Origin of the sequence: Bifidobacterium sp. B4142, assembly GCF_026537325.1 — a bacterium.
GTDB lineage: Bacteria > Actinomycetota > Actinomycetes > Actinomycetales > Bifidobacteriaceae > Bombiscardovia.
On the sequence record NZ_JAFNMJ010000006.1, the window covers coordinates 49,603 to 74,321 of the forward strand.

Here is a 24,719-nt window from a genome sequence, read left to right on the forward strand (position 1 = left end):
GGGATTCGGTCGGGGTCGGGAAAGGGCCCTGGCAGGCTCGTTATGCTCGGGGTATGACAAATAGCAAGCAGAAAACATGTCACATTGCAGTCATTGCCGGTGACGGCATCGGCAAGGAGATCGTTCCCCAGGCTCAGGCTGTGCTGGAGAAGGTGACCCGGGGCAAGGCTGATATCCGCTATGAGGACTTCGACCTGGGCGCTGAGCGCTACCTGTGCGATGGAGCCATTCTGCCCGACGAGGATCTGGACCGGCTCAAGCAGCAGGACGCCATCCTCCTGGGGGCCATCGGCGACCCCCGTATCAAGGCCGGCATCCTGGAGCGGGGACTGCTACTCAAAATGCGTTTCGAGCTGGATCAGTATGTCAACCTTCGGCCATCCAAGCTCTACAAGGGCGTGGTGTCACCCCTGGCCAATCCGGGTGACATCGACTTCGTGGTCGTGCGTGAGGGCACCGAGGGGCTCTATGCCGGGGCCGGCGGCTCCATTCGCCGGGGCACCCCCCAGGAGGTGGCCACCGAGGTCTCCATCAACACGGCATACGGGGCGGAACGGGTCATCCGTTACGCCTTCCAGCTGGCTATGAAGCGTCGCCGTCGCCTGACTCTGGTTCATAAGAAGAACGTGCTGACCAACGCGGGAGACATGTGGCAGCGGCTGGTCGACCAGGTGGGTCAGGAGTACCCTGACGTGGAGCGCGAGTACCTGCACATCGATGCCTCCACCATATTCCTGGTGACCGAGCCCAGCCGTTTCGACGTGATCGTGACCGACAACCTCTTCGGCGACATTCTCACGGACGAGGCGGGGGCTGTGGTGGGAGGCGTGGGCTACTCGGCCTCCGGCTGCATCAACGCCTCGGGCACCTACCCATCCATGTTCGAACCCATCCACGGGTCCGCCCCTGACATCGCTGGCAAGGGGATCGCCAACCCCACGGCTGCCATTCTCTCGGCCGGGATGCTCCTGGATCATCTGGGCTTTGAGGACGAGGCGGCCAGCATCGAACGGGCCGTGGAGGACGACATCGAACGCTCCGGCTCCACCCAGCGGAGCACGGAGCAGATCGGCAGAGATATCCTAAGCCGGCTGTAATCGGGCCGGATGGCGGCTAGACTGGAGGGCATGACTATGGATGATGCCCCCCAGCCGGATGACCGGCAGTCCAGCGATATGCCGACAGGGAATCCCGGCTTCGGTCCCTCCCCGTCCCCGCAGGTTTCGCCCGAGCAACAGGAGCCCGCCGGGGGAGATACCGCTGCCAAATCTGCGCAGCCGGGCCAGTCAGGTCCAGATGCAGTCGACGGGCAGCAACAGGCTTCGGGCTATCCCGCTGGCCATGATTTTGGCGGAGGGAATCAGAGTCCGTATCAGACCGGTCAGTATCCCACGAGTCAGTATCCCCATGGTGGGTATCCGACAGGTCAGAGGGCCAATGCCGGATACCCATTTGCCCCTCAGAACGGCGGCCAATATCCTGGGGCGTATCAGCCAGGGCCCTATCAGCCCAGTCAGTATCCGACCGCCGGGTATCCAGCTGGTCAACAATATCCAACCGGTCAGCAATATCCTGGTGGCCAGTATCCGCCAAGGCCCTATCAGCCGGGACAGGGCTATCCCGACCAGTACCCGTCTGGCCAGTACCCACCGAGCGGGTATCCGGGCAATCAATACCCAGCAGGCCAGTATCCAGGCAATCAATATCCTGGCCGGCAGTATCCCCCGCAGGCTCCTATGCCTTGGCCCTATCCGGGCATGCCCCAGGGCGGGTATCCAGGGGCTATGCCTACCGGCAGGAGTCCCTATCCAATATCACCCACTCCGCATAGCAAGTCGGCGGCAGGTCTGCTCAGCATCTTTCTGGGCTGCTTCGGCGTGGGCAACTTCTACCTGGGCAGAACCGGCCGGGGTGTGGCTCAGCTCATGCTCACCCTGATCGGCTTCCTCTTCTTCTTCATTGGGCCGACCATTGCCATAATCTGGGGGCTGATCGAAGGCATCCTGATTCTGACATCTTCAACCGGCTCCTTCTGGCATCGTGACGCTCGCGGATGGGAGTTGACGGATTGAATCCGGCCCTTCTGCACGGTGTCGGCAAGCAGATGGGCGGTAAACTTGCGGGCGTAACCCTGACCTTGGGCCGGGGGGCAGACTCCCGTCCAGTCATCACTTCCTGCAGGATTGACGGCGACTTCTTTACGGAGCCGGCTCCTACCGCCTCCCGTGAACCCGAGGATGATCATGGGCCGGTATCCCGGCTGGAATCCGCAATTTGCCGTATCCCGCTGCCCTTGGATCCTGGTCTGGCTCTGAAGCGACTGGGCAGGATCATGGCAGAAGGGGATGGCCAACGGGTTGTCGGCGTGTCCCCATGGACCCTAGTGACTGCACTGGAGCGCGCCCTGCCGTCTGGGCTGGTCATCCACAGGCACGAGGAGCCCGACCAGGCGTCTTTTCAACAGTCGCAGCCGGACGAGGTCGAATGCCGCCGCCGTTGGTCTGGCCTGAAGCTGGACCTGATCAGGGACCGTCCACGTCAGCCGGCCATGCAGATGGCCATGGATCAGGCTCTCAATGATGTCGTGGCCCAGGGCCAGCTGCCACCCACCCTGCGCATCTGGAACTGGGCGGCGCCAGCGGTGATCCTGGGACGCTTCCAGTCCCTGAGCCGGGAGGTCCACGTGGAGCGGGCGCGCAGTCTGGGCTTTACCCTGGTTCGCCGCTGTACCGGCGGTGGCACCATGGTCATCCAGCCCGACCGGGCCATCACCTATTCCCTCTATCTGCCCCTGGACTTCGTCAAGGGGACCGACCTGATCGACTCCTACCGGATCTGCGACTATTGGCTGGTTCGTGGTCTGCGCATGCAAGGGATTCAGGCGGGCTGGCAGGGTATGAATGACATCGCCTCCCCGCGGGGCAAGATGGGGGGCGCCGCCCAACGCAGATTGCCGCCAGGCTCCCGTGGGCCGGGCGGACTGCTCCACCACACCACCCTTTCCTACTCAGTGGATGCCGATCTGATGGCCCAGGTGCTCAACGTGGATCCGGCGAAATTCCACGACAAGGCCGTGACCTCGGTCAGAAGCCGGGTGGACCCCATCGACAGGCAGACCAGTCTGTCCCGTCAATCCCTGATCAATGCCCTTCTGAACACCCTGCCCTCCCTGGTGGCGGATCTGCGCATATCCAGTCCAGCGCCTGAGGTCGAGCAACGGGCCCGCACTCTGCTCCGGCAGCGCTACGGCCGTGAGGAGTGGACCGCCCAGATCGCGTGATCGGAGGGGGTTGATGTGTGAGTATAATCGTGCTCAGTCGCGTCGAATCCGGCGTGAGGTCATCAACCAGTCGGTGTAGACCCGCCAAATATGGCGAAAAGGAGTGCGGAGTATGGCGGTTCACAAGCCCAACGAGATTCCCGATGACGGGAACGCCCTCAGGCAGACCGCCCTATTCAAACAAGTTCCCAGGCAGGATGCCGACCAGCTTTTGGACACCATGCACGAGTCCACTTACGCCAAGGGGTCCACGATCTTTCGACAGGGCGACACAGACCACCGCATGTATCTGCTGGAGGAGGGCCGGGTCAAGCTGGTCCGGCAGTCGCCCGACCGCCGCATCCAGCTGCTCAGCATCCACGGGCGCGGGGAGATTCTGGGCGAGATTCCCGTCTTTGACCCCTCCGGCGGGCCGCGTACCGCCTCGGCTGTGGTCATGGTCAACAAGACCAAGGTGGCTGCCCTGGACCATGACGCCCTCTTTGACTGGCTCAACCAGCATCCCAAGGTGGCCGTGGACATGCTTCAGGTGCTGGCCCACCGCCTGCGGACCGACAACGAGCGCATCTCCGACCTGGTCTTCCTGGACGTGCCGGCCCGCTTGGCCAAGACCCTGCTGGATCTGGCCACACGCTTCGGCGAACCCTTCGAGCAGGGGTTGATGGTTCCTTATGACCTGACTCAGGAGGAGCTGGCCCAGCTGGTAGGTGCCTCGCGCGAGACTGTCAACAAAGCCCTGATGGACTTCTCCAACCGGGGATGGATCTCTCGCAAGGGCCGCACCATCATCATTTTCCAGCCAGGACCGCTGATTCGACGCTCACGCATGTGAACGCCGCTGTCAGGTAGAGCCAACGGCCTAGGATGGAGACCATGCCCGAACAAAAGAAATCCATGTCGGTCAGGCGCTTTTTCACGCTGTTGCTGGCTTACCTCATCTTCTGCGTCGCAGGTGGCGTGGTCGTCTCTGGTTTTCTGTTCCCCGCAGTCTTCGGCATCAACGCCGTCTCCAAGAATCTGATGCCTGCTCTGAAGACGGAGAACATCGACTTCAACGTCAACGATCTGCCCCAGCAGTCCCGCCTTTACGCCTCCGACGGGCATACCGTCATCGCCACCTTCTACGCGCAAAACCGGATTGTGGTACCCATCAAGGATGTCTCCGACTACATGCAGAAGGCCGTGGTGGCCCGTGAGGACCGTCGTTTCTTCGAGCATGCGGGCGTGGATACCCAGGGCGTGCTCAGGGCCTTCATCCAGACCTACATCAAGCAGGGTGACACCCAGGGCGGTTCCTCCCTGACCCAGCAGTACGTCAAAAACGTGCTCATGAACCAGGCCGAGGAAAACAACGACCCCATCGCCGAGTATCACGCCCAGGAGGAGACCATAGCCCGCAAGATGCGGGAGATGCTGATAGCGGTGCAGATGGAGAAGAAGTACTCCAAGGCCGAGATTCTTCAAGGGTACTTGAATATCGCCCAGTTCGGAACCAACGTCTACGGGGTTGAGTCGGCGGCCAGGCGCTATTTCAGCAAGTCGGCCAAGGAGCTGGATCCGGGCGAGTCGGCCACCATCGCCGCCGTGACCAAGAATCCCGCACGTTTCGACCCAACCGTCAATATCAAGGCCGCTCAGGAGCAGCGGAACATCGTCCTGGATCTGATGAGGCAGGAGAACTACATCAGTCAGCGCCAGTATGAGGAGAACAAGGCCAAGCCGCTGGATCAGATGCTGCATGTGCAGTCTGCGGACGCCGGCTGCCAGGCGGCCGGGGACGCGGCCTTCTTCTGCGACTACGTGACCAAGCAGATCCTCAACTCCAAGGAGTTCGGCAAGAGCCAGGAGGATCGCAACAAACTCCTCAAGGAGGGCGGCCTGGACATCTACACCACCATGGACGTCAATGCCAACGCCGCAGCCATGAAGGCGGCCCGGGACACCATCCCCGTGGATGATCCGACCGGCTTCGAAGTGACGATGGCGGCCATTCGTCCGGGCACCGGCGAGGTTTTGGGCTTCGGGATCAACCGCATTTACGACGCCACCCAGAACTCCGGCGGTGGCACCCGCACGGCCATCAACTATGCAGTGGACCAGCAGGATGGCGGCGGCTGGGGTTTCCCCGTGGGTTCCACCTGGAAACCCATCAATCTGGTGGCCTGGATGAAGGCCGGCAAGTCCATCAACCAGCCCCTGCGTACCTCTACCAGCTATCCGCAGACCGCCTTCGCCTGTAAGACGGCTGACGGTACCTCCTACGGATTCGGCACTGGCAGCTGGCACGTTGAGAACTCGGGCGGCGGCACCACTTCGCCTGAGAGCCCCCTGCAGGGCCTGATTCGCTCGCACAACACCACCCAGGCCTCCATGGCCCAGCAGATTGGTCTGTGCAGCATAGCGGATACAGCCAAGGACATGGGCTACCACAATTCGCCCAAGGACCAGATGGACATCCACTCAGACAACAGCTTCCAGCCGCCCATGACCATCGGATCGGTCCAGGCCTCCCCGCTGACCATGGCCAACGTCTACGCCACCATCGCCGCCAAGGGCGTGGCCTGCAGCCCTATTGCCATGACCAAGGTGATCGATAAGAACAAGCGGTCCATCAAGGTGCCCAAGGCCAACTGCCATCAGGCCATCGACCCGGGCATCGCCGAGACCACCGCCTATGCCCTCAACCAGGGCGTGGTCCAGCCCGGAGGCGAGGCGGCCGTGACCCAGCTGGACGGGGGCCGCAAGACCTTCGCCAAGACGGGCACCCATGAGGACAAGTACATGCTGGCCGGCGGGTTCGTGCCCCAGGTGGCCTCCTTCGTCACTGTGGGCAATGCCGAGGGTCAGGTCTCCTTCAATGGCAAGGTCATCAACGGACGGTCCATGGGCACTTGGTACGGCATGTACATCGCCACCCCGGCATGGAAGGAGTTCATGAACACCTACCTGGCCGCTGCCAACATTCAGCCTGATAATTCCTACGGCAACCCCGACGCTCGCTTTACCGGCGGGGTCCAGCCTCAGCAGTCGGCTCCGATGCAGCAGCGTCAGATGACCCGTGGTGTAGGCGTGCAGGAGCCGGAGAGCGAGGAGCTCACTTCGGAAGCGACTCAGAGCGTGCAAGCGGCTGACTAGTACCTGGCCTGATCCGCTTGATGGGTTCCGGCTGGGACCCGAGCGAGGCTGTGCTTACAATGGAGACCATTAGGGATTCGTCGACGGGCGGGACCACGAGGGGTACGGCCGTCCGCCGGGAGAGGCAGGAATAGATGGTCCAGGAATATTCAGAGCTGGATGACAAGGCCCCTCGGGCCGACGGCCGGGTTCATGAGGATCAGGTGATGCCGGGGCCGGTGAGCGGCTCCGGCAGGTTGGATGTTTCCAAACCGATCTGGCCCTTTGAGCCGGATGCCGGCGACGGCAAGAAGAAGACTGGCAAGGCTGCCAAGGGGATCAAATCGTCCAAGAAGGACAAGAAGGCCAAAAGAGTCAAAAAGGCCAGGAAATCAAAATCAGGAAAAAGGCGGGAGACGGCCCTGCCTGCGCTCTTCCAGCCCATGGAACTGCGCGACCAGCACATCCGCAATAGGATCTGGATGCCGCCCATGGACACCTATTCGTCCCTGCGGCATGACGGGGTTCCTACCAACTTCCACTATCAGCACTATGTATCCAGGGCCCTGGGCGGCTTCGGGGTCGTCATCGGGGAGGCCACGGCTGTAAATCCCCAGGGGCGGATCTCTCCCTGCGACGTGGGGCTATGGGATGACGAGCAGACCAGGGCCTGGCAGGGCATCGTCCGGGATGTCAAGGCCGCTGGAGCCGTCCCCATCGTCCAACTCAACCATTCGGGGCGCAAGGGCTCCTCCGGGTGCTCCTCCATGGGCTATATCAACGCCACCGTACCCGTGGCCGAAGGAGGATGGCAGCCCGTGGGTCCCAGCCCCATCGCCTTCGGGAGGATGGCGGTCCCGGTTCAGCTCTCGCGGGCGCAGATAGCCTCCATTGTGGCTGACTTCCGTTCAGCTGCCGTGCGAGCCGTTCAAGCCGGCTTCCTGGGAGTGGAGCTGCACGCCGCCCACGGCTACCTGCTCTCACAATTCCTGGATCCCCTGATCAACCGACGCAGCGACGAGTACGGGGGTGACCTGTCCGGCAGAATGCGCCTGCTGATCCAGGTGATCGATGCGGTGCGCGAGGTCATTCCCTCGGGCATGCCCCTGCTGGTGCGCATGTCCGCCACCGACTGGGCCACTGGCGGATGGGGTCTGGACGAGACCATCCGCACCGCCAAGGTGCTCAAGCTGCACGGGGTGGATCTGATTGACGTTTCCACCGGGGGTCTGGTGCCAGGCGTGAAGATCCCAGCCGCTCCCAACTACCAGGTGCCCTTCTCCTACCAGGTGCGCAGTCAGGTGCTGATTCCCACCACAGCGGTGGGGCTGATCACCAAGCCCAGGCAGGCTGACCGGATCGTACGCAAGGGTCTGGCCGATGCGGTCGAGATCGGTCGAGCCAGTCTGCGCGACCCCTACTGGCCGCTCAGGGCTGCCTACAAACTGGGGCTGTCCGCTCAGCAGGCCCCCTACCCTGAGCCTTACCGGCGCGGGGCCTACGGCATCGCACGCTGAGAGCGGCCATGGACGCTGTTCGTGGTGGAGCAGGGACCGTTGTGGTCATGCCTACCTATCAAGAGGCTGACAACATTGGGGTGACCCTTCCACAGCTGCTGGCCTGCTGTCCGGAAGTCGATGTCCTGGTCGTCGACGACAACTCGCCGGACGGCACCGGTGCCAAGGCCGAGGACATGGCCAAGCGCGACCCTCGCGTGCACGTCATCCATCGGCATGACCGCCGCGGGTTGGGTCCTGCCTACGTGCAGGGTTTCCGCTGGGCTTTGGGGCATGGCTATGGCCTGATCTGCGAGATGGACATGGATGGCTCCCATCGACCCCAGGATCTGGCTAGGATGCTGGCGGTGGCCCGAGGTGAGGCGCATCCGGATCTGGTCATCGGCTCGCGCCGGGTGCGCGGAGGCCGCACTCAACATTGGCCCTGGTATCGGGACCTGATCTCGCGTATGGGATCCTGGTATGCGCGCACCGCCCTGGGATCCTCAGTGCGTGACATGACCGCCGGGCTGCGGGTCTATCGAGCGGATGTGCTCAGGCGCATCGATCTGGGAAAGGTTCGCTCCAGCGGCTACGTCTTTCAGGTGGATATGCTGCGTCGGGTCCAGGCCATGGGTCTGAGCGTCGTCGAAGTGCCTATAGTCTTCGTGGAGCGGGTTCGCGGCAGCTCGAAGATGGATGCCGGGATCGTACTGGAGGCCATGGTCCAGGTGACCCTGTGGGGACTTGAACGGTTGACCCATCGAAACTGACATTGCATCACCATCGTGTTCGCTTTCTCAGGCGACCCAGCAGGCCCTTGTGGGCGACTTGAAGACAGAATGTGCCTTGGCTGACAGATTGCTGCAATAGCCGCGGCAGGCCTCTGGCATATGGAAGAATGGTCGGGGTATCGAGGAAACATCGATTGTTCGCCCCTGTTTTTGGACCGCGACCACAGTCCAATGGCCGGCTTGCCAATTTGGGCGAATGTGTGCGATAATGTTCGAATGATATCGTCACAACGCCAACACCTGATATTGAACCGGTTGCGTACTCGTGGCGCAGTCCGTATCACCGCCCTCTCCAAGGAGCTGGGCGTTTCCGCCATGACCATCCGTCGGGACATTGCCGACCTGGCGGACAAGGGCCTGCTCAAGAGGGTCCACGGAGGGGCCGTCACCACCAGCTCGCTGCTGGCTGAGCCGCTCTTCTCGGTCAAGTCGCAGATGGACATGGGCCTCAAGGACACCATCGCCCGTCATGCCATCGACTACGTTTCCCCGGGTGACGTCATCGCCATCGGCGGCGGAACCACGGCCTATGTCTTCGCCCAGCACCTCCTGGAGAGCCGTCAGTGTGCCGGCGTGACCCTGCTGACCAATTCCATCCCCGTGGCCGAGCTGGTTCAGGCCATGGAGAGCAAGGACGTCGAGGTCATCGTCACCGGCGGCGTCATCACCCGGTCCAACTCCCTGGTAGGCCCCATTGCGGATAAGGTCATTGCCTCCCTGCGGGTCAACACGGTCTTTCTGGGGACTCACTCGGTCTCCATCCCACGCGGCTTCCTGATGCCCAATTCCCTGGAGGCGGCCACCGATATGGCGCTGATGGACATCGCCGACCGGACCATCATCCTGACCGACCATACCAAGTGGAGCTGCACCTCCCTGTCCCTGTTCGCCTCCTTCGACCAGGTAGACACCGTCATCACCGACGACCAGCTGGACCAGGAGTCGGCCGAGGCCACCCGGTCCCTGGTCAAGCGGCTGGTGTTGGTGCCGGTAAACCCCGAGGAAGGCCAGGCTCAACCCACCGATGGGTCTGAGGATCAGGTTCAATGAGCGGCCGGTCACACTGGGGTGTGCGGGTTGCCATAGCTGGTTGCCATGGATTGTCAATCATCACGGACGATGAAGGAGCAGCATGAAGTCAGAGCAGTATGTCCCCCAACGGTATGTTCCCGGCGAGTATGCTAGGGAGCACATCCGCATCACCCCCACCAGGCTGGCCGACGGACGCCGGTTCTTCTACCTGGACGACGATCCTGAGTACGTCTCCGGCCGCAAGACCAGGCGTCTGGACGATCCCCGTCCGCTGACCGACCGGTTCGCCCCCCATCAGGACCAGGAGGGCAGGACGGTGCCCTTCCAGCCGCCGCAGATGCGTCGGGACCCTCTGACCGGCGACTGGATTCCCATGGCCACGGCCCGGATGAACCGGCCCATCACCGCCGGCCCGCAGGCCACCGCCAAGGGCAACCCCCTGGCCGCCAGAAAGCCCGGGGACCCCTACCAGGATGGGGAGATCCCCGATGTGGACTACAACGTGGCGGTCTTCGAGAACCGTTTCCCCTCCATGATGCAGGTGCCCAATACCCAGGCGGTCGACCAGTCCTCCCTGGTGGACGGCAACCCACTCTGGCCAGTGCGCGAGGCCAACGGGCGCTGCGAGGTGGTCTGCTTCGACCCCGATGAGCACGCGTTGCCCGCCGATCTGCCGGTTTCCCGTCTGCGGACGGTGGTGGAGGCCTGGGCCTTCCGGACTGCTGAGATCTCGACCATGGAGGGCATCGAACAGATCTTCCCCTTCGAGAACCATGGCCAGGAGATCGGCGTCTCCCTGGCCCACCCCCACGGACAGATCTACTGCTACCCCTTCATCGCCCCCCGGCTGGAGCAGGAGTTGAGGCAGTGCGCCGACTACCGGGAGCGCACCGGCGGCAACCTCCTGGCGGACATCCTCAAGGCCGAGCTGGACTCCGGGCGGCGGGTGGTCTTCCGCAATGCCACCTGGGTGGCCTATGTGCCTGCCGCCGCTCGCTGGCCCCTGGAAGTCCACCTGGCCCCCATCCGCGACGGGATCCTGAGCCTGGATCAGCTCAACGACCAGGAGCGCTGGGACCTGGCCGTCATGTATTCCACCCTGCTCAAGAGGGGCAACGCCTTCTTCGACAAGGGCGACGGCAGGGGGATGGATCTGCCCTACATCGCCGCCTGGCACCAGGCACCGCTGCACGATCCGCGGCGGGAGGACTACCGGCTCAACCTGCAGTTCTTCTCCTTCCGTCGGGCCGTGGACAAAATCAAGTATCTTGCCGGATCCGAGTCAGGCATGGCTGCCTGGGTGTCGGATACCACTCCCGAGCGGATCGCCGACCGTTTCCGCCAGCTGGGGCCCCTGGACCTGGAGAATGGAGAAAATCAATGACGAAGACAGCGGAATTCATACACGCCTGGACCCAGGGTGCCGACGGCCAAGGGGCCGCCAAGGCCCGCGAGCTCTTCCAAAAAGTCTATGGCGAGGGTCCCCAGGGCACCTGGAGCGCCCCTGGCCGGGTCAACCTGATCGGCGAGCACACGGATTACAACGCCGGGCTCTGTCTGCCCATCGCCCTGCCCACCCGTACCTATGTGGCCGTCAGCCCCAGGACGGACAGCCGCGTCCGACTGGTCTCCACCATGGATCCGGAGCATCCGGTCCAGGCTGACCTGAATGGCCTGCAGGCCCGGGGAGTGAGCGGATGGGCGGCCTACCCGGTCGGCGTGGCCTGGGCCCTGCAGCGGGACGGCTTCCTTGGGGTTCGAGGGTTTGACCTGGCCCTGGCCTCCTGTGTGCCAGTCGGGTCAGGGTTGAGCTCTTCGGCGGCCATGACCTGTGCCGTGGCCCTGGCCCTGGATGACCTCTTCGGTCTGGGGCTGGGCGGTGACGAGGCTGGCCGGGTCAGGCTGATCCAGGCCGCCATCACGGCTGAGAACGATATGGCCGGCGCCTCCACCGGCGGCATGGATCAGAGCGCCGCCATGCGATGTCGAACCGGCTGCGCCCTGCGGCTGGATTGTCGGCCAGAGCTGGATGCCATGAGCAACGTGCACCAGGTCCCCTTCGACCTGCAAGCTGCGGGCCTGGAGCTGCTGGTCGTCGACACCAGGGCCCAGCATCAGCTCAACGACGGCCAATACGATCAGCGACGGGCCACCTGTGAGCAGGCCGCGCATCTGCTGGGGGTGGCCAACCTGCGTCAGGCGGCCGATCAGGTCAATGGGGCTGCTGATCCGCCATCCGCCCTGGCTGTCCTGCTGGAGCAGCTGCCTGAGGAGACCATGCGTCGGCGGGTCCGTCACGTGGTCAGCGAGATTGGACGGGTGGACCGCTTCATCGAGGCCTTCGGCAGGGGCGATTACGTCCTGGCCGGCCGCCTGTTCAACGCCTCCCATGACTCTCTCAGGGACGATTACGAAGTTACCTGCCCGGAGCTGGATGAGGCCGTGGATGCGGCACGCCAGGGCGGGGCCTACGGGGCTCGCATGACTGGCGGCGGGTTCGGCGGATCCATCATCGCCCTGGCTGATGCCGGCAAGGGTTCCGATCTTGCCCGTGACATCGCCGAACGATTCGCCTCCAAAGGATTCAAGGCCCCAAGGGCCCTGATCGCCCTGCCCTCTTCGGCTGCTGCGCGCGAATCCTGAATCCGGACTGTAGACTTCTACGACCTTGCTTCTCCCGGCGCTCCTCTAAGCTGGGGGAGCGGGGATCCGGTTTTCACGGGATCCGGTCAAGGGCGAGGTGGATGAGGAGGACGGTCATGGACAAGGCGATCATCACGGTGGTAGGCAAGGATGCCATCGGCATCATCGGCAAGGTCTGCACAGACCTTTCCCAGCAGGGTATCAACGTGCTGGACATCTCGCAGACCATTCTGGACGGCTTCTTCACCATGATGATGATTGTGGACTGCACCGCCTGCCGGGATGATTTCGATGCGTTGAGTCAGAGGATGGAATCCCTGGGAGAGGACATCGGAGTCTCCATCCGTTGCCAACGCGAGGAGATCTTCACAAGGATGCACCGGGTCTGAGGAGGCAGCCATGATCACACGTGACGAGGTCCTGGAGACCAACGACATGATCGACCGGGAGCGCCTGGACGTGCGCACCATCACTATGGGCATCAGCCTGCTGGACTGCGCCAGCCAGGATGTGGACATGCTCTGCCGAAACATTCATCGCAAGATCGTCTCCCTGGCCAACGACCTGGTGCCCACTGGGGACTCCATCGCCCGCGAATACGGCATTCCCATCGTCAACAAGCGGATCACCGTCACCCCCATATCTCTGGTGGCCGCCGGAGCCTGCCACACCGTGGAGGACTATGTGGCCGTGGCCAAGGCCCTGGACCGCTCGGCCCAAGAGGTCGGCGTCAACCTGATCGGCGGCTACTCGGCCCTGGTCGGCAAGGGCATGACCCCGGCCGAGCGGCTGCTGATAAAGTCTCTGCCCAGGGCGCTGAGCCAGACGGAACGGGTCTGCGCCAGCGTCAACGTGGGCTCCACCAGAACGGGCATCGACATGGATGCCGTAGCCCTGATGGGCCGGGTCATCAAGGCCACTGCCGAGAGCACCGCCGACTCGGACAGCTCCGGCTGCACCAAGCTGGTGGTCTTCTGCAACGCTCCGGACGACAACCCCTTCATGGCCGGCGGTTTCCATGGGGTCAGCCAGGGGTCGGCCGTCATCAACGTGGGGGTCTCCGGTCCTGGAGTGGTCAAGACCGCCCTCGAATCCGCGCGAGGGGCGGACTTCGGGCAGCTCTGCGAGACCATCAAGCGCACGGCTTTCAAGATCACCAGGGTGGGGCAGCTGGTGGCCCAGGAGGCCAGCCGTCGGTTGGACGTGCCCTTCGGGATCATCGACCTGTCCCTGGCGCCCACCCCTGCCGTCGGGGATTCAGTGGGCGAGGTCCTGCAGGCCATGGGCCTGGAGCAGGTGGGCGCACCGGGGACCACCGCTGCTCTCGCCATCCTCAATGATCAGGTCAAGAAGGGCGGCATCATGGCTTCCAGCTCGGTGGGCGGGCTGTCTGGGGCCTTCATCCCCGTGTCCGAGGACGCCGCCATGATCCAGGCTGCGCAGGAGGGGAGCCTGACCCTGGAGAAGCTTGAAGCCATGACCTGCGTCTGCTCGGTGGGGCTGGATATGATCCCCATCCCCGGGGATACATCTGCTGAGTCCATTGCCGGCCTGATCTCCGACGAGGCGGCCATAGGCATGATCAATCAGAAGACCACCGCTGTCAGGGTCATTCCTGTCATCGGCAAGCAGGTGGGCGAGTGGGCCGAGTTCGGCGGGCTCATGGGCGGCGGGCCGGTCGTGCCGGTCAATACCCGTTCCTGCGCGGACTTCGTCAATCGAGGCGGACACATCCCGGCACCCATTCACAGCTTCAAGAACTGAGTGCGCTCGCGGGGTTCAGCGACCGCCTTGGAATCCCAGTTGCCGCCAGGCCTCGTAGATGGCGATGGAGGCGCAGTTGGTCAGGTTCAGGCTGCGCAGGCTGGGTCGCATGGGCAGCCTGACCTGTTCGGCCACGTGAGGGCCGGCCATGATCTCCATGGGGTCGGGGATGTCGCCCGGTTCGGGGCCGAACAGGAGGATGTCGTCCGGCCGGTAGCTGACCTCGGTGTAGAGCTTGTCGGCGTGGGCGGTGAAGGCGATGATTCGGCTGTCGGGCATGGAGCGGACCAGGTCGTCGAAGTCCGGGTGCAGGACTACATGGGCCATGTCGTGGTAGTCCAGGCCGGCCCGGCGCAGCTTGGTGTCTTTGAGGTTGAAGCCCAGGGGTTCTATCAGGTGCAGGATGGTGCCGGTCACGGCGCATAGGCGGATGGCCGAGCCGGTGTTGCCGGGGATTCGCGGCGAGTAGTAGCACAGGTGGGGCGTGGAGGTCTTGACACGGCTGGCCTGATCGGCCTTCATCATGGCATCCACTACCGATATGGGGTTGCCGTGGGCGTCGGTGACCAGCTCGTCGGGACCATAGTTCGATTTGCGGTATCCGTACTCGTACATGCTTTCGACGGCCTTCGAGGGGTTGCCGGACCGCTCCTGTTCCTGCCTGTTCATGAGGCCAACCTACCGTCGCCAAACGACAGGCCAGGCAGTGCCGGTCGGCACCGTCGGGCAGAATACGGCGGTTGAATGAGGCGGAATCGGATGGTGAGGGGCGGTGTGACCCATGGAGCGTGCGGAGACGACCTTGGCGGAGACGGAGCCCATCCGTCTGCGGCTGTTCGACTGGTGGAGCCGATATGCCCGCGACCTGCCCTGGCGCTTCGGGCGAACCACGCCCTGGGGGGTCCTGGTCTCCGAGGTCATGAGCCAACAGACCCAGATGAGTCGGGTGGTGCCCTACTGGACGGCCTGGATGAAAGTCTGGCCGGATGCGGCCTCACTGGCCGCCGCCCCCAAGGCTGAAGTCATTACGGCCTGGGGCAGGTTGGGTTACCCGCGCCGAGCCCTGCGCCTGCAGGAGTGCGCGCGGCAGGTGGCCAGTCAGTACGCAGACCGGCTGCCCCGGGATTACGACCAGCTGGTGGCCCTGCCTGGCATCGGCGACTATACGGCCAGCGCTGTCATGAGCTTTGCCTACGGCGAGAGGATCGCCGTCATCGATACCAACATTCGCAGGGTGCTCTCCAGGGTCTTTCTGGGACGTGAATCCAAAGGGGGTGCTGCCAGCCGAGAAGAGCGCCAGCTGGCCTGGCAGGTCCTGCCTGAGGACGAAGATTCAGAAGTTTCTGATCATCACGTGAATGGTGACGACAGCTTGGGAACGGCTGACCCGCAGATCCGGTCGGCAGCCTGGCGGGAGCCGCCCTCGGCCCGATGGAATCAGGCCGTTATGGAGCTGGGGGCTACGGTCTGTGTGGCCCGCAAGCCGGTCTGCGACATCTGTCCTCTGGCCGGCCACTGCCGTTTCCTCAAGGCTGGGCTGCCCGGTCTGGGTGCAGGCAGGACCAGGCCCCGGCAGCGCTTCGCAGGCACCGATCGGCAGATTCGCGGATCCATTCTCCAGGCACTGCGACAGGCTTCGGGCGCGCCCGTCTCCAGGAAGGACCTGAAATCCCTGTGCGACGACGAAATCCGACTTGATCGGTGTATCGCCTCCCTGGACGAGGACGGCCTTCTGGAGATCGGCCCAGATGGCCTCCTGAGTCTGCCGCAGTGAAGGCAGCCCTGACGATTAGACTGGAGAAGTATGGCCAAGCGACGCATGAGCGAGAAGAAGCGGCGGATGTACCGTCGCCGGAGGATTGCGGCTGCCCTGCTGGCGGTGCTCTTTCTGTTGGTCTGCGCTGGTCTGGTCTTGGGCGTGGGGGCCGGCATCCGAGCACTGCGTGGAGGCAATGGGGCCCAGGGAACCTCGACCAGTGTCCAGCAGAGCTCAAAGACCAAATCCAAGGACAAAGACAAGCAGAAGAAGGATTCCGGCAAGAAGCGTTCCTCAGGAGCTCCTGACTGCGGCAAGGAGGACTTGGCCTTGGAGCTGGCCGCGCCCGATCCCAGTACCGGGGTCGGCGGATCCATCGACTTTACGGCGACCATTCGTCACAAGGGAACGGGCTCCTGTCTGGTGGACGGCTCCGACGGCGGCCGGGTGCTGATTATCACCAGCGGCGAGGAGACCATCTGGCGTTCCGATGCCTGTCCGGTTGGGGCTCGCACCCTGCTCATGGCCACCGGCGACAAGGACGTGCAGACCATCACCTGGAATGCCGACAGCAGTCAGGACAGCTGCCTGCCCGACGATCAGCTGCCCCGCGTCAATGCCGGCTCCTACCAGGCCAAGCTGGTCCTCAAGGCCAATCCCCGAGTGGTTTCCCAGCCTGTGCCGGTCATGGTCCAATAGCAGTTGCTCTAAAACGACACGCCGATTGCTTCCGGGGCTCTTAGCTGGTACTCTTGATGCTTTGCATGAGGTGTGTCATATAGCGGGCATGCATCATCGAGGAGGTGCCCGCGAATAGGCATATGGCGGCCATTCGGCATCTCCCTGGGGTAACAGGAATGATCGAGTACGGCGAGCGATAAGGAACGTCCATTTTGGCTGCCAATAAAGCTGTAAGAAGTACCACCACTACGCAGGCACGCGCTGACGAACACGACATCAAACTGCACAAGGCCACCGATCGTGTCAACTTCGGATCCATCCGCGAACCCATCGAGGTGCCCTACCTCCTGGGTGTGCAGACCGATAGCTTCGACTGGCTGGTCGGCAACGACCGCTGGAAGAAGCGGGTCGAGGAGGATCAGGTCAACGGGACCCATACCGTGGCCCCCGTCTCCGGCCTGGATGAGGTCTTCCAGGAGATCTCTCCCATTGAGAACTTCGCCCAGACCATGAGCCTGACCTTCTCGGATCCTTACTTCGAGGAGCCTCGGCACACGGTCCAGGAGTGCAAGGAGAAGGACTACACCTACTCGGCTCCTCTGTATGTGAACGCCGAGTTCGAAAACGGGGACACCGGCGAGATCAAGTCGCAGACCGTCTTCATGGGCGACTTCCCGCTGCAGACCCCTCACGGCACCTTCATTATCGGGGGCTCGGAGCGCGTTATCGTCTCCCAGCTGGTTCGCTCCCCGGGTGTCTACTTCGACCGCACCCAGGACCGCAACTCCGACAAGGAGATTTTCGGGGCCAAGATCATCCCCAGCCGGGGTGCCTGGCTGGAGTTTGAGATCGACAAGCGCGATGTGCTGGGCGTGCGCGTGGACCGCAAGCGCAAGCAGTCCGCCATCGTCTTCCTCATGGCCATCGGCATGACCAAGCCGCAGATCCGCAAGGCCTTCAAGGGCTACCCGCTGGTGCTGGATGCCCTGGAGAAGGAGACCATCGAGACCCAGGACGAGGCCCTGACCGACCTCTACCGCAAGATCCGGCCTGCTGACACCGCTTCTCCCGAGGCCGGCCGCAACCTGCTGGACTCCTTCTACTTCAACACCAAGCGCTACGACCTGGCCCGGGTCGGTCGTTACAAGATCAACCGCAAGCTGGGCCTTGAGGCCGATTTCAACGACCGCAGCCTGCATCCCGAGGACATCATCGCCACCCTGAAGTATCTGGTGACCCTGCATGCCGGCGGGCAGACCTTCCCCGGCCGCCGCGACGGCCAGGACATCGAGCTGCGGGTGGACGTGGACGACATCGACCACTTCGGCAACCGCCGCATCCGCCAGGTGGGCGAGCTGATCCAGAACCAGCTGCGCACCGGCCTGAGCCGTATGGAGCGTGTGGTCCGCGAGAGGATGACCACCCAGGACGCCGAGGCCATCACCCCGCAGTCCCTGATCAACATCCGCCCGGTCAACGCCACCATCAAGGAGTTCTTCGGAACCTCCCAGCTGAGCCAGTTCATGGATCAGAACAACCCGCTGGCCGGCGTGACCAACAAGCGTCGTCTTTCGGCCCTGGGCCCCGGCGGCCTGTCCCGCGACCGTGCCTCCATGGAGGTGCGCGATGTGCACCCCTCCCACTACGGACGCATGTGCCCCATCGAGTCCCCTGAAGGTCCCAACATCGGTCTGATCGGCTCCCTGGCCACCTTCGCCCGCGTCAACCCCTTCGGCTTCATCGAGACCCCCTACCGCAAGGTCATTGATGGCCAGGTGACCGACGACGTGGTCTACATGACCGCCGACCAGGAGTCCGAGCACACCATCGCCCAGGCCAACCAGGAGATCGACGAGACCGGACACTTCGTCGAGGACGAGGCCCTGGTCCGTGATGCCGAGGCCGAGGCCAAGGATGTGCCCGTCTCCCAGGTGGATCTGATGGATGTCTCCCCCCGGCAGATGGTTTCGGTGGGTGCCTCCCTGATCCCCTTCTTGGAGCACGACGAGGGCCACCGAGCACTGATGGGCACCAACATGCAGCGTCAGGCCGTCCCCCTGGTCAAGTCCGAGCGTCCCCTGGTGGGTACCGGTTCCGAGTGGCGGTCCGCCATCGATTCCGGTGACGTCATCCTGGCCGAGAAGCCAGGCGTGGTCACCTACGTCTCCGCCGACATCATTCGTGTCATGAATGACGACGGCACCCAGTCCTCCTACAAGCTGGCCAAGTTCCAGCGGTCCAACCAGACCACCTGCTACAACCAGGTTCCTCTGATCAAGGATGGGGAGCGGGTCGAGGCCGGCACGGTCCTCGCTGATGGCCCCGCCACCCAGAAGGGCGAGATGGCCCTGGGCAAGAACCTCCTGGTGGCCTTCATGCCTTGGAACGGCTACAACTACGAGGACGCCGTCATCATTTCCCAGCGTCTGGTCCAGGACGACACCCTGAGCTCCATCCACATCGAGGAGTACGAGACCGACGCCCGCGAGACCAAGTTGGGCGCCGAGGAGATCACCCGCGACCTGCCCAACGTGGGCGAGGATGCAGTGGCCAACCTTGACGAGCGCGGCATCATCCGCATCGGTGCCGAGGTCGAGGCCGGCGACATCCTGGTCGGCAAGGTCACCCCCAAGGGTGAGACCGAGCTGACCCCCGAGGAGCGGCTCCTGCGGGCCATCTTCGGCGAGAAGAGCCGCGAGGTGCGCGACACCAGCCTGCGGGTGCCCCACGGCGAGACCGGCACGGTCATCGAGGTCAAGGAGGTCACCCGCGAGGATGCCGAGGAGGACGGCGACGAGCTACCCAACGGCGTCAACCGGATGATCCGGGTCTACATCGCCCAGCACCGCAAGATCACCCAGGGCGACAAGCTCTCGGGCCGCCACGGCAACAAGGGCGTCATCTCGAGAATCCTGCCCGAGGAGGATATGCCCTTCATGGCCGATGGCACCCCCATCGACATCATGCTCAACCCCCTGGGGGTGCCCTCCCGTATGAACCTGGGCCAGGTCCTGGAGCTCCACCTGGGGTGGATCGCCCACTCCGGCTGGGACATCAGCCTGGACCCCGACTTGGAAGCGGAGTGGAAGAAGCACATCCCGGCAGGCGCCGAGAAGGCCGAGCCCGGCACCGCCGTGGCCACCCCGGTTTTCGACGGCGTGCGTCAGGATGCCCTGAACGGTCTGCTCAAGACCACCCTGCCCAACCGTGACGGCGAGCGCCTGGTGGGCGACGACGGCAAGGCCGTGCTCTACGATGGCCGTACCGGCGAGCCTTTCACCAAGCCCATCTCCGTGGGCTACATGTACATGCTCAAGCTCCACCACCTGGTCGACGACAAGATTCACGCCCGGTCCACCGGCCCTTACTCCATGATCACCCAGCAGCCCCTGGGCGGTAAGGCCCAGTTCGGCGGCCAGCGTTTCGGCGAGATGGAGGTCTGGGCCTTGGAGGCCTACGGCGCCGCTTACACCCTGCACGAGATGATGACCACCAAGTCCGACGACGTGGATGGCCGCGTCCGGGCATACGGAGCCATCGTGCGCGGGGAGAACCTGCCGGCAGCCGGCATCCCCGAATCCTTCAAGGTGCTGCTCAAGGAGATGCAGTCGCTCTCCTTGAACGTGGAAGTGCTCAACGCGGAAGGCAACGTGATCGAGATGAAGGACGAGGACGACGACCCGAGCGCTGCCTCCGACGACCTGGGCTTCAACATCGGCGCCCGTCCGGACGCTGCAGCCAAGGCAGACCAGTCCGCTCCCGAGCCGGAGTACCGCTGAACCACCAGTCACAGGGATGCCCGTCTGACGGGCATCCCGCCAAGAGGCAAACTTCAGAGCAGTTACAAGATCAGAGACAGGACACAGAGTGCTGGACGTCAATGCATTTGACAAACTGAGAATCGGACTGGCCACCGCCGACGACATCCGCGGCTGGAGCTATGGCGAGGTCAAGAAGCCCGAAACCATCAACTACCGTACCTTGAAGCCCGAGAAGGACGGTCTGTTCGGCGAGCAGATCTTCGGACCCACCCGAGATTGGGAGTGCGCCTGCGGCAAGTACAAGCGCGTGCGCTTCAAGGGGATCGTCTGCGAGCGTTGCGGCGTGGAGGTCACCCGCTCCCGCGTCCGCCGCGAGCGTATGGGCCACATCGAGCTGGCCGCCCCCGTCACCCACATCTGGTTCTTCAAGGGCGTGCCTTCCCGGCTGGGATACCTGCTGGACATTGCGCCCAAGGACTTGGAGAAGGTCATCTACTTCGCGGCCTACATGGTCACCAAGGTGGACGAGCAGCAGCGCCACAAGGATCTGCCTGACCTGCAGGACGAGTTCGACAACGAAATCTCCCAGCTGGAGAAAAAGCGCGACCTGGAGATAGACAAGCGCGCTAAGAAGCTGGAAGAGGACCTGGCCGAGCTGGAGAAGACCGACGAGGTCAAAGGCTCTATGAAGGCACGTCTGCGCAACGGTGCCGAGCGGGACATGACCGCCATCCGCAAGCGTTACGACGATCAGATTCAGAGGATCACCGCCGTCTTCGACCGCTTCAAGACCCTGAAGCCCGGCGATATGGAAGGCGACGTGGACCTGTGGCGGGAGATGCAGGACCGCTACGGTGACTACTTCGAGGGCTGCATGGGTGCCGAGGCCATCAAGAAGCGCCTGCAGGACTTCGACCTGGAGGGTGCCGCCAAGGAGCTCCGCCACGAGATCGATACCGGCTCCGGCCAGCGCAAAGCCCGTGCCCTCAAGCGGCTCAAGGTGGTCTCCGCCTTCCTGAACACCGGCAACAAGCCCGAGGCCATGGTCCTGGATGTCGTCCCGGTCATTCCGCCCGACCTGCGCCCCATGGTGCAGCTGGATGGCGGCCGTTTCGCCACCTCCGACCTGAACGACCTCTACCGGCGCGTCATCAACCGCAACAACAGGCTCAAGCGCCTGATCGAGCTGGGCGCTCCCGAGATCATGCTCAACAACGAGAAGCGCATGCTCCAGGAGGCTGTGGACTCCCTCTTCGACAACGGCCGCCGTGGCCGTCCCGTCACCGGAGCCTCCAACCGTCCCCTGAAGTCCCTGGCAGACATGCTCAAGGGCAAGCAGGGCCGCTTCCGTCAGAACCTGCTGGGCAAGCGTGTGGACTACTCCGGCCGTTCCGTGATCGTAGTCGGGCCCTCCCTGCGCATGCACCAGTGCGGCCTGCCCAAGCCCATGGCCTTGGAGCTCTTCAAGCCCTTCGTCATCAAGCGCTTGGTGGACCTCAACTACGCCCAGAACATGAAGAGCGCCAAGCGCCTGGTGGACCGTGGCGACCCCGAGGTCTGGGGCGTGCTGGAGGAGGTCATCTCCGAGCATCCCGTCCTGCTCAACCGTGCGCCTACGCTGCACCGTTTGGGCATCCAGGCCTTCGAGCCCATCCTGGTCGAGGGCAAAGCCATCCACCTGCCCCCGCTGGCTTGCGCGGCCTTCAACGCCGACTTCGACGGCGACCAGATGGCAGTTCACCTGCCCCTGTCGGCCGAGGCCCAGGCGGAGGCCCGCTCTCTGATGCTGGCTTCTGACAACATCCTCAAGCCCGCCGACGGCCACACGGTCACCATGCCTTCCCAGGACATGATTCTGGGTCTGTACTACCTGACCACCGTCGTGGACGGCGCCAAGGGTCAGGGCCGGATCTTCTCCAGCCTGGCTGAGGCTCGGATGGCTCTGGACCTGGGCGAGATCGACATGCAGGCCAAGATCCTGCTGCGTGTGCCCGCCGACTTCGTCATGCCCAAGGACTGGGAACCCGGCGACCTCAAGGTCGTCGACCCCGAGCCCGGCAGCCCCGACGTGGTCAAGGAGGAGGTCTTCAAGGATGGCTCCAGGCTCTTCGCCACCAACTACGGGCGAGTCCTGTTCAACCGGACGTTGCCTGTGGACTACCCCTTCATCAACGAGCAGGTGCCCAAGGGCAAGCTGTCCGGCATCGTGGACGACATCGCCACCCGGTATTCGACCGCACAGGTTGCGGCGACCCTTGATGCCCTGAAGGATCTGGGCTTCACAAGGGCGCAGTGGTCCGGCGTGACCATGGCCTTCTCCGACATCGTGGTGCCGCCCGAGCGCAGCGAGATCGTCAACGAGTACCAGGGGCAGGCTGCCAAGGTCAACTCCCAGTACGATATGGGCCTGCTGACCGACGAGGAGCGCCGTCAGGAGCTGATCAACCTGTGGACCGAGTGCACCGACAAGGTGGCTGACGCCATGCAGGAGCACTTCACTCCGGACAACAACGTGAACATCATGGTTCAGTCCGGGGCGCGAGGCAACTGGATGCAGATCCGCCAGATCGCCGGCATGCGAGGCCTGGTGGCCAACCCCAAGGGCGAGATCATTCCTCGACCTGTCAAGTCCAACTACCACGACGGCCTGTCGGTGCTGGAGTACTTCATCTCCCAGCACGGCGCCCGCAAGGGGCTGGCCGACACCGCATTGCGCACCGCCGAATCGGGCTATCTGACCCGTCGTCTGGTCGATGTTTCGCAGGATGTGATCGTGCGCGAAGAGGACTGCGGCACCATGCGCGGTCTGACCATGAAAGTGGCCGAGCGCGACGAGCAGGGCAACCTGGTCCTGGTCAAGGCGGCCGACGGCGGTCCCTACTCCCGCCTCCTGGCGGCCGACGTCATCGACCCCAAGGAGGACGGCAAGACTGTGCTTTACAAGCGCGGCGACGCCATGTCCATGGATGTCCTGCGCGACATGGTCGCCCACGGCGTTGAGGAGGTCAAGGCCCGCTCGGTCCTGACCTGCGAGTCCACCCGCGGGGTGTGCGCCAAGTGCTACGGCTGGTCTCTGGCCACCAACAAGCTGGTGGATGTGGGCGAGGCTGTGGGCATCGTGGCCGCCCAGTCCATCGGCGAGCCCGGTACCCAGCTGACGCTGCGTTCCTTCCACTCCGGCGGTGTGGCTTCGGCCTCCGATATCACCCAGGGTCTTCCCCGTGTCACCGAGCTTTTCGAGGCCCGTACCCCCAAGGGCGAGGCTCCCATCGCGGAGTTCCCCGGCATCGTCAAGGTGGAGGATACCGACCGCGGCCGTCAGGTCACCCTGACCCCCGACGACACCTCTGTGGAGGCGCTGACCTACCCGGTCACCCGCCGTGCGCCCATGATGGTCAAGGATGGACAGCACGTCGAGGCCGGCACCCAGCTGATCGAGGGTTCCGTGGATCCCAAGAAGATCCTGCGCATCCTCGGCCCACGCGCCGCCCAGGTGAACATCGTCAACGAGGTGCACACGGTCTACCGTTCCCAGGGCGTGGACATCCACGACAAGCACATCGAGGTCATCGTCCATCAGATGCTCCGCCGCGTCACGGTCATCGACTCGGGCGACACCGATCTGCTGCCCGGCGAGCTGGTTGACCAGGCCAAGTTCAAGGCCGCCAACATGAAGGCCGTCAAGGCCGGAGGCAAGCCGGCCGCGGGACGTCCCGAGCTCATGGGCATCACCAAGGCCTCCCTGGCCACCGACTCCTGGCTGTCGGCCGCCTCCTTCCAGGAGACGACCCGCGTGCTCACCGAGGCCGCCCTGAACCAGAAGGTCGACGACCTGAAGGGCCTCAAGGAGAACGTGATCATCGGCAAGCTGATTCCTGCCGGCACCGGCCTGGCCAGGTACCGCAACGCCACCGTGGAGCCCGACAAGGCCATCCGCGACACCATCTACCCCAACTTCGGTCTGGGTGGCGGCGACGTGGATCTGAGCGATGCCGACCTGAACGATGTGGACTTCTCCAACATCGACTTCGGGGATCTGAAGCTGGGCGACGACTTCAACCCGGACGACTTCCTCAACGACCAGGGCGGCCAGAGCCATCTGGACACCCCCAACGTGCAGGATCCGTCAGCTGAGGCCGGCGATCAGACGGCTGCCACCACGAGCACGGGATCTTCGGATGCCGCCGATGGCAGTGACTCTGCCCAGAATCCGTCCCAGCAGTCCGGTTCGGCCACCTTCTCCTCTTCGGAGGATCAGCACTCCAACCAGTGAGCGTCTGAACAACCGGTAGCCGTAGATACGCTTGGGCCGGATGACCCGGCCTGGCGGATTCGGCTGCCGGATGTGATAAAGGATGAGGGCCCGTGCAATCGTAGCGATTGCACGGGCCCTCACCT

Annotated in this window: 18 protein-coding genes; 16 read left to right on the forward strand and 2 right to left on the reverse strand. The window is 63.7% G+C overall.

Annotated elements, in window-relative coordinates; genetic code table 11:
• The first annotated feature begins 53 nt into the window (after positions 1 to 53).
• Positions 54 to 1,097: a 3-isopropylmalate dehydrogenase gene (locus tag J3U06_RS08375; RefSeq protein ID WP_267444905.1), complete on the forward strand. Its 1,044-nt coding sequence runs from the start codon at positions 54 to 56 to the stop codon at positions 1,095 to 1,097.
• 189 nt (positions 1,098 to 1,286) lie between these two features.
• Here the strand turns inward: J3U06_RS08375 and J3U06_RS08380 are convergent, their stop codons facing one another.
• Complete coding sequence (locus J3U06_RS08380) at positions 1,287 to 1,703, reverse strand: hypothetical protein (RefSeq protein WP_267444906.1); 417 nt, start codon at positions 1,701 to 1,703, stop codon at positions 1,287 to 1,289.
• Positions 1,704 to 1,784: 81 nt separating this feature from the next.
• On the opposite strand from J3U06_RS08380, the gene J3U06_RS08385 reads away from it, so the two are divergent.
• The 11 genes from J3U06_RS08385 (at position 1,785) to J3U06_RS08435 (ending at position 14,123) form a co-directional block, all read left to right on the forward strand.
• Positions 1,785 to 2,072 (forward strand): TM2 domain-containing protein, encoded by a 288-nt coding sequence (locus J3U06_RS08385; protein ID WP_267444907.1) that lies wholly within the window; start codon positions 1,785 to 1,787, stop codon positions 2,070 to 2,072.
• The gene (locus J3U06_RS08390; RefSeq protein WP_267444908.1) at positions 2,054 to 3,280 is read left to right on the forward strand and encodes a lipoate--protein ligase family protein; all 1,227 of its coding nucleotides are present in this window, start codon (positions 2,054 to 2,056) and stop codon (positions 3,278 to 3,280) included. The genes J3U06_RS08385 and J3U06_RS08390 overlap by 19 nt, the downstream gene beginning before the upstream one ends.
• A gap of 112 nt (positions 3,281 to 3,392) precedes the next feature.
• On the forward strand, positions 3,393 to 4,112 hold the full coding sequence (locus J3U06_RS08395) for a Crp/Fnr family transcriptional regulator (protein WP_220236916.1): 720 nt from the start codon (positions 3,393 to 3,395) through the stop codon (positions 4,110 to 4,112).
• Positions 4,113 to 4,153: 41 nt separating this feature from the next.
• Positions 4,154 to 6,415: a transglycosylase domain-containing protein gene (locus J3U06_RS08400; protein ID WP_267430665.1), complete on the forward strand. Its 2,262-nt coding sequence runs from the start codon at positions 4,154 to 4,156 to the stop codon at positions 6,413 to 6,415.
• Positions 6,416 to 6,549: 134 nt separating this feature from the next.
• Positions 6,550 to 7,911, forward strand: a complete 1,362-nt coding sequence (locus tag J3U06_RS08405; protein ID WP_267444909.1) for an NADH:flavin oxidoreductase/NADH oxidase — start codon at positions 6,550 to 6,552, stop codon at positions 7,909 to 7,911.
• Between the two features lie 47 nt (positions 7,912 to 7,958).
• Positions 7,959 to 8,663, forward strand: a complete 705-nt coding sequence (locus tag J3U06_RS08410) for a polyprenol monophosphomannose synthase (protein WP_267401132.1) — start codon at positions 7,959 to 7,961, stop codon at positions 8,661 to 8,663.
• A 219-nt stretch (positions 8,664 to 8,882) separates the two neighbouring features.
• Entirely contained in the window at positions 8,883 to 9,734 is an 852-nt protein-coding gene (locus tag J3U06_RS08415) for a DeoR/GlpR family DNA-binding transcription regulator (RefSeq protein ID WP_267444910.1), read from the forward strand.
• Between the two features lie 82 nt (positions 9,735 to 9,816).
• Entirely contained in the window at positions 9,817 to 11,100 is a 1,284-nt protein-coding gene (galT, locus tag J3U06_RS08420) for a galactose-1-phosphate uridylyltransferase (RefSeq protein WP_267444911.1), read from the forward strand.
• On the forward strand, positions 11,097 to 12,359 hold the full coding sequence (gene galK / locus J3U06_RS08425; RefSeq protein ID WP_267444912.1) for a galactokinase: 1,263 nt from the start codon (positions 11,097 to 11,099) through the stop codon (positions 12,357 to 12,359). The genes galT and galK overlap by 4 nt, the downstream gene beginning before the upstream one ends.
• Before the next feature lie 116 nt (positions 12,360 to 12,475).
• Positions 12,476 to 12,748, forward strand: coding sequence for an ACT domain-containing protein (locus J3U06_RS08430; protein WP_029677784.1), 273 nt, complete (start codon positions 12,476 to 12,478; stop codon positions 12,746 to 12,748).
• Positions 12,749 to 12,758: 10 nt separating this feature from the next.
• Complete coding sequence (locus J3U06_RS08435) at positions 12,759 to 14,123, forward strand: PFL family protein (protein WP_267444913.1); 1,365 nt, start codon at positions 12,759 to 12,761, stop codon at positions 14,121 to 14,123.
• Between the two features lie 15 nt (positions 14,124 to 14,138).
• On the opposite strand, the gene J3U06_RS08440 is transcribed toward J3U06_RS08435, so the two are convergent.
• Positions 14,139 to 14,792: a tRNA (cytidine(34)-2'-O)-methyltransferase gene (locus J3U06_RS08440; protein WP_267444914.1), complete on the reverse strand. Its 654-nt coding sequence runs from the start codon at positions 14,790 to 14,792 to the stop codon at positions 14,139 to 14,141.
• A 112-nt stretch (positions 14,793 to 14,904) separates the two neighbouring features.
• Here J3U06_RS08440 and J3U06_RS08445 point away from each other — a divergent pair, with 112 nt between their 5' ends.
• From J3U06_RS08445 to J3U06_RS08460, 4 genes are all read left to right on the forward strand, one after another.
• Positions 14,905 to 15,897 (forward strand): A/G-specific adenine glycosylase, encoded by a 993-nt coding sequence (locus tag J3U06_RS08445; protein ID WP_267444915.1) that lies wholly within the window; start codon positions 14,905 to 14,907, stop codon positions 15,895 to 15,897.
• A 30-nt stretch (positions 15,898 to 15,927) separates the two neighbouring features.
• Positions 15,928 to 16,578 carry a hypothetical protein gene (locus J3U06_RS08450; RefSeq protein WP_267444916.1) on the forward strand — a complete coding sequence of 217 codons (651 nt, stop codon included), beginning with the start codon at positions 15,928 to 15,930 and terminating at the stop codon, positions 16,576 to 16,578.
• Positions 16,579 to 16,772: 194 nt separating this feature from the next.
• Positions 16,773 to 20,339, forward strand: a complete 3,567-nt coding sequence (gene rpoB / locus J3U06_RS08455; protein WP_267430657.1) for a DNA-directed RNA polymerase subunit beta — start codon at positions 16,773 to 16,775, stop codon at positions 20,337 to 20,339.
• A gap of 88 nt (positions 20,340 to 20,427) precedes the next feature.
• Positions 20,428 to 24,594, forward strand: coding sequence for a DNA-directed RNA polymerase subunit beta' (locus J3U06_RS08460; RefSeq protein WP_267444917.1), 4,167 nt, complete (start codon positions 20,428 to 20,430; stop codon positions 24,592 to 24,594).
• Positions 24,595 to 24,719: the final 125 nt, after the last annotated feature.